This window comes from Candidatus Poribacteria bacterium (genome assembly GCA_016866785.1).
GTDB lineage: Bacteria > Poribacteria > WGA-4E.
Map to the genome: position 1 here is coordinate 1 of VGLH01000186.1, position 5,692 is coordinate 5,692.

6 protein-coding genes and 1 tRNA gene are annotated in these 5,692 nt (G+C 61.1%); 2 read left to right on the plus strand and 5 right to left on the minus strand.

Features of this window, described 5'->3' with window-relative positions; all coding sequences use genetic code 11:
• Window positions 1-203, minus strand: a 203-nt coding sequence (locus tag FJZ36_17735; GenBank protein MBM3216740.1) for a hypothetical protein, incomplete at its 3' end; no start/stop codon positions are given.
• A gap of 266 nt (window positions 204-469) precedes the next feature.
• Between FJZ36_17735 and FJZ36_17740 the strand changes: the two genes are divergently transcribed.
• Together FJZ36_17740 and FJZ36_17745 are read left to right on the plus strand one after the other, a co-directional pair.
• A complete protein-coding gene (locus FJZ36_17740) occupies window positions 470-697 on the plus strand; it encodes a helix-turn-helix transcriptional regulator (protein MBM3216741.1) in 228 nt (75 codons plus the stop codon).
• Window positions 698-1,132: 435 nt separating this feature from the next.
• Window positions 1,133-2,779 carry a hypothetical protein gene (locus tag FJZ36_17745; protein MBM3216742.1) on the plus strand — a complete coding sequence of 549 codons (1,647 nt, stop codon included), beginning with the start codon at window positions 1,133-1,135 and terminating at the stop codon, window positions 2,777-2,779.
• Between the two features lie 51 nt (window positions 2,780-2,830).
• Here the strand turns inward: FJZ36_17745 and FJZ36_17750 are convergent, their stop codons facing one another.
• From FJZ36_17750 to FJZ36_17765, 4 genes are all read right to left on the minus strand, one after another.
• Entirely contained in the window at window positions 2,831-3,412 is a 582-nt protein-coding gene (locus FJZ36_17750; GenBank protein MBM3216743.1) for a hypothetical protein, read from the minus strand.
• A 212-nt stretch (window positions 3,413-3,624) separates the two neighbouring features.
• Window positions 3,625-3,699 (minus strand) — tRNA-Ala (locus tag FJZ36_17755).
• Between the two features lie 202 nt (window positions 3,700-3,901).
• Window positions 3,902-4,930 carry a hypothetical protein gene (locus FJZ36_17760; protein ID MBM3216744.1) on the minus strand — a complete coding sequence of 343 codons (1,029 nt, stop codon included), beginning with the start codon at window positions 4,928-4,930 and terminating at the stop codon, window positions 3,902-3,904.
• Between the two features lie 23 nt (window positions 4,931-4,953).
• Complete coding sequence (locus tag FJZ36_17765; protein ID MBM3216745.1) at window positions 4,954-5,385, minus strand: hypothetical protein; 432 nt, start codon at window positions 5,383-5,385, stop codon at window positions 4,954-4,956.
• Window positions 5,386-5,692: the final 307 nt, after the last annotated feature.

Genomic DNA, 5,692 nt, shown 5'->3' on the forward strand with positions numbered 1-5,692 from the left:
TGCTCGGCAACGCGGACCCAGCGAAGCAGATGGTTTGGTTCGACGATCTGCTCCCGAAGCTGTTGGTCGATGGCTTTGCGGACCTTGCTGGCGGTCGCGGTCGCGACTTGGGCTTCTCGCCTCAGTGCCTCAACCGTGGGAATCCTGCCGTGCTCGATCGCGAGTCGCTCCGCCACCAGCAGACACACGTGTGTTCGCTCCATACGACTTGTCCTATTCTGCACCTGGCACGGTCGAGTGCAGTGTCAGTCCCCGCCTATGTCGTTGGCCATGGGCACGGAAACGGTAGTCATGGATCCATCAGAATCCGTACTATTCCGTGGGAATCTGAGGACGAAAGTCCATTAGACTAGCATGCCTACTGGATTCGCCATGCATATGCTCTTGTCATCAGGCGCACCCATTGGTATACTGGATGCGATAGAGTTGCTGTTTGGGTCCTAGTACAGTCTGAGACAAGGAGGTACATGTGACACTCCGACACCTCCGCAAGCAACGTGCCATGACCCACGTCCAGGTGGCGGCGTCCGCAAGGATCAATGTCGCCACCTACGCGGTCATCGAAAACGGTCGCTTTCGCGCATCGGAACATCAGGCGCGGAAGATCGCGTCAGCACTGGGCGTCGAGCTGGCGGACATCGACGAGTTCGTCGACACGTACGACGCACATAAGAAAGCCCCAGCCGACGCGGCATAGGCCGCGAACGGGTGAGGCAAACTACTCTAACTCATGCACGGAGAATGTAACACATGAAACGGGCAGAAGCAAGAACGGTCCGCGCCGGCGGACGTCCAGTTGGGCGGCTCGTCCGCGACAGGGACAACCTCGTCTGGCTCACGAAGCGGGTTGACCCGGAGAGGCACATGCTCCGATCCCCGCAGGGTACGCCGTGGACCGGCACAATCTGGCTGAGCTCCGTCGCCTAGCGGGTGCCGGGGTGCGCCTACAGCTGGCGAGTGGCGAGACGCTCGAGGCGACACTGGAGATGTTCGATCGTCACGGTATCGGCATCGACCGGGGTTACGGTGAGCAGATTGTGTTGCGCTTGGAGCACTGGTCGAAGGCACGTCGTGCTTGGCAGGTTCGCGAATCCGACACAGACACACCGCGCATCACAGAAGGGATCTGGGCATGACAAGGGATACTCAGTGTGACGTCCAGGCGTACGCGCTGGACTATCTCTCGCAAGGCTTCTCGGTGCTTCCGCTCAAGCCCTGCTCGAAGGAGCCTGCCATCCTGTGGCAGTCGCTCCAGGCACAGCTCCCGACCGAGGGGATGATCCGCTTGTGGTTCGCTGAATCCGCACAGAGGCGAAGCCAGCCATCTGGACACCAACCCAACATAGGCATCATCACCGGCACAGTGTCGTGTCTGGCAGCGATCGACTACGACCCACGGCACGATCGTGATGGGGAGGGTAAGCGCTGGCTCTCCCGGGCGAGCCTTCCTGCGACGGCGACGGTGGATACAGGGCGGGGCGACGGAGGGTTCCATCTCTACTTCCGAATGCCCATTGAGTTCGAGGGCGCTAGCAAGGTGTCGCCCGCGCCGGGCGTAGAGATCCTATCCACAGGTCACTACGTCGTTGCTCCACCGTCCATCCATCCCGATACACGACGATCGTACCAGTGGAGGGACTCGTTCGAGTCCGTCGCAGACGCCCCCGCATGTCTGCTCGATACCCTGGGGGACCCGCCGACGAAGCCAGCACGCCCAGCCATCCTGCCCGGTCTGTCACCCGTCCCAGTGCTGGAAGGGCAACGGTTGCTCGACGAAGCGCTCCGACGAGCAGTTCCTGGCACTCGGAACGAGACGGGGTTCTGGCTTGCGTGCCAACTGCGCGACGACGGACGGTCCAAGGCAGAAGCCAACATGCTCATGGAAGAGTTCGCGACGAGGGTCCGCAACATGGGAGATCCTCCTTACATGCTCGAGGAGGCGCACGCATCGCTGGATCAGGCCTTCAGACGTCCGCCAAGAGACAGGGCTGTCTCACAAACAAGGCACCGCACGGTAGACACCGACGAAACGCAGCCGGCGCTTGACGTGACCGACTACTCGCTCACCGAGACCGGATTCGCGGAGTTCCTCGCATCCGCCATCGGGGAGGACGTGCGATACGTCCACGGGAGTGATCTGTGGCTGGTGTGGGACGGCAATCGCTGGGGCCCGAGCAACACGGGCGCGATAGATCGCAGCGTTCTGGACGCAACTCGGCTGTACCAACGGCTCGTCGAGCGCATCGAGGATGAAGACCACCGCAAGCGGCGGCGTAAGTTCGCTGAGTCCTTCGAGAACCGACGTTCTCGTGACAACGCAATGGCATTGCTGCAGTCGCTCCGTCCAGTGGCATCGGAACCGGCAACCTTCGATTCTGACCACATGCTGTTGGGGGTCAGGAACGGCACGCTCGACCTGGGAACCTGCACATTCCACTATGGGCGGCGCCAGGACAACCTGACCAAGTCTTGCGCAGCAGTCTACAACGCGGAGGCCCAGTGCCCGAGATGGGAGAGGTTCCTGATCGAAGTCTTCGCTGCTGATACTCAGCTGATTGAGTTCGTCCAGCGTGCGGTGGGTTACACGCTCACGGGATCGGTCGAGGAGCATGCCATGTTCCTCCTACTTGGGGATGGAATGAACGGCAAGTCCGTGTTCGTCAACGTCATCGAGACGTTGATGGGCGACTACGCCACTACCACGGACTTCGCCACCTTCCTCTCCGGCAAAGACCGCAACGCGGGCGCCCCAACGCCTGAGCTCACTGCCCGGAGCTGAAAACGTTGGATGGGCGCAACCCGGTCAGACCGAGTATGAGGACCATGTCCGCTACGTCGCCGTCCGCAGCGCGGACCAGCGCGACGAAGTCGTCCATCCCGCAGACGCGCACGCGCCGGTTGTCGAACCGAGGGCTCTTTGCCCGCGCCAGCGGGTTTGCGGGGAGCAGGTCGAGGTCGACAGCGAGATAGAGCGCTTGCTTGACTTGTCGAGATTCGCCTTGCGCGTGCGGGGTGACAGGTGGGCGTAGGAGTCGCCCAGGGCATCCGCGTGATGGCGCCGTACGTCGGACAACCGCACACCTGGGTAGCGGTCGTCGAGGAAACGAACGATAGCCCGGATGCGCTCCTGCGCGAAATCGAACGCCTTGAGGTGGCGTTGTGAGTCGAGGAAGGTCGCGCAGAGGAAGTCAACGGCCTTTGGATTCGTGCGTTCGGCATGCTGTTCCGCCAGCTTGTCGAGCAGCTCTGAGAACAGCCCCAGCGCACGCGTCCGATCGGTTCCGAAGCGACGAACGACCCGCGTCCCATCGTCCGGCTTGACGTCGGCGACGTACTCCCCTGACCGGGTGAGGAACAAGCCTGAGACTGACCGATGCGGAAGCAATCGGATTAGCGGACGTGTGCCGCGCATGGGGTTCCTGACTCCTTCGCTGAGGGCGAGGGGAATCAGGAAGTCGGCTCCGAACGCTTGGTCGGGCTTTCCTGAACCTTTCCTGAGGCTTTCCTGAAGTCAGGAAAGGATCCGGCAAGGCGTGTCATCTTGACACGAAAAGTCGCCAATTGTTGCGCTCGCTATGGGTCGGTCGAAGTGGTGAGAACCGAAGCCACGACTGGGTTTTGGCTTGGTGGAGCTGAGGGGAGTCGAACCCCTGACCTCCTGAGTGCGATTCAGGCGCTCTCCCAACTGAGCTCAGTCACAGTGCGGATTCTCACGCCCGACTTGCCGATCTGTCCTGATTCTTTCCTGATACGTTACGGATCCCGTAGCGATCATGAGGCATCCCGCTGGGTTCCGCAACGCCTTCCGTACATATCGGTGTGCCTGATGGGCGTAGCTGCGGCGCTTCATGCTTGACGGCGAGGACATGTGCCTGGATCCGTGACCGCCTCTTACCCGCGGTCAGCTCGTTACGGCGGCTGACGCTGCCGGACTCCCCGACGCACGAAGGCGAGGTCGTGCTTGTGTGAGGGCGAGTTCGAACTCGGCGACCTTGACCTTGTGTTGTCGGCGTATCTCAACGAACGCCTCCGATACTTCCTCCTTCGAGAATTCCTTTACCCACGAAAGATGCCTGCGGTAGACCTCAGACTGACGCCGAAGCATATCCTCATAAGCTGCGAAGACCCCAGGAATGCGCCCGTCGAGCTCCTTGCATGCGACATGTGTGTAATACTGCGCAATGCCTTCGACTAGCGCAGCTTGCGAGCCTGCGAAATCGTTCGAACCCCACCAACGCCCGTCCTTGTCCGCTCCGAGATACGTGAAGGCGTGCGCCAGCTCGTGCGCGAGGACGATCACCGTCTTTGCCCCTACCGACACCCGAGACCACAAAGCAGCGAATCCGATGATTCCCCAGTAGAGCGCAATCCTGCCCTGTCTTGCATCAGTGTAGTCCCCGAACAGCGTCGGTTCACTCGCGTCGTAGGAATAGTGTCCGAGAATGTCCGCCTCAATCTGCAGTAGCTCCGGTAACGGATTCCGGTTCTCAAGACGTGACAAGAGATCCTGAGCCAGCGGGATTGCCGGGGCCAGCGACGTATGCCGGCCCTTCAGCAATGAACCGGACTGCGTGTTTCTCGACAGGTCTTCGAACAGAGGAGCAATCGCCTTGCCGCTCTCGACAAACCTCTTCAGGGAGTCATGGTAGTACATGATCTGCGTCAGGAAGCCATACTCACCGTCAAGCTCGACATCCTCATACACCGGGTAGGCGCCAGGCTTGATGTCGGCGGAAACGTGCGTAGCGGGCTCCGGGCTCTCGTTGTCTGTTCTGCTCGTCGGAAGCGCCAATCCGGTTTCCCTGCCAAGGATCCCCTGGATCGACATGCGGTGACGATCCCTGGCGAGCCGGACCTCTTTTCTGTTTCTGGTCTGATCTTCTTGAGGACGTCCTTGATCCGAACCTTCGCAATGCGGAGCGCCTCCCATTGCAGATGGCTGACATCTCGGTATCAGGTCAGCCGCTCCCACGCCTCCAACACGAGCCGCCGCGTCCGATACTCCCCGAACTGCTTGGTCTCCTTGTCCTTCAAGACGCGGAACGTCTCGCCGGGAAAGTCCTCGCCGTAGACGTCCTTCGGGTCGAGGATGTAGCGGAGCTCCTCCTCCGTCAGACCGTAGAGACGGGCGTAGTAAGCGTCCAGTTCCGCGCGAAGGACGGCGCGGCGGTCGTCGTCCCACTTGAACGGCGGGAACGGATAGTCAGCGGCTGCCCACTCCGGCGGCGCGTCGGGATGCCCGCCCGTGGCGGCGCGGTTCGCTTCGTGCTGTTCCAGAAGGCGTTCGCAGAGAGCGTCGTCCGCGTCGTTCCACACGTCCGACGCGAAGGGAGCCATGTCCCAAGACGTGTAGACCAACTCCAAGACGCGGGGGACGATGAACATTAGGTCAATCGCTGAATACCCATTTGGCGCAAGGAAGGGAAACTGCTTCACGATGAAGAAGTTGAGCGCCGTGCCACCCATTTTCTGACGAGCAACGTAGTCAAATGGTAGGCTGTTCGCGTTCGCAAGAAAGCACACCAAGCATGGTGAATCCTGCGTGCCAAATACGAGCAACGGGATTTTGTTCCCAACGCCCACCCGCGGCAGAACGCTGAAAATCGCCGTGCGCTCGTTCGTCGCGTTTGTGACGTCGCGGAAGCCGAGAAGCCACCCGCGCCGCCACTCCCCTAGCCGCGCCTGAACCTCC